The organism is Streptococcus sp. DD11, from assembly GCF_001578865.1.
GTDB lineage: Bacteria > Bacillota > Bacilli > Lactobacillales > Streptococcaceae > Streptococcus > Streptococcus panodentis.
In genome coordinates, this window is record NZ_KQ969490.1 from 1 (window position 1) to 238 (window position 238).

1 protein-coding gene is annotated in these 238 nt (G+C 52.1%); it reads right to left on the reverse strand.

Annotation, left to right across the window (positions count from 1 at the left end):
• The coding region (locus STRDD11_RS13540) for an FtsK/SpoIIIE domain-containing protein (protein WP_277593132.1) at window positions 1–238 on the reverse strand (238 nt) is incomplete at both ends.

Consider the following 238-nt stretch of genomic DNA (forward strand, 5'->3'; position numbering starts at 1 on the left):
AGAGGGCTTCTGAGTCGCCAGGATTAAGTGGACCCCGAGGGAACGCCCGACCCGGGCAATGGACACCAGCTCCTTGATAAAGTCAGGCTGGTTGACCTTGAGCTCTGCGAACTCATCACTGATGAGAAAGAGATGGGGCAGGGGTTCGGTCGCTTCCCCGTTTTTAAATTTCTTTTGGTATTGATTGATATGATTGACTTCAAACTCTCTGAAGAGCCGCTCCCGGCGGTGAATCTCT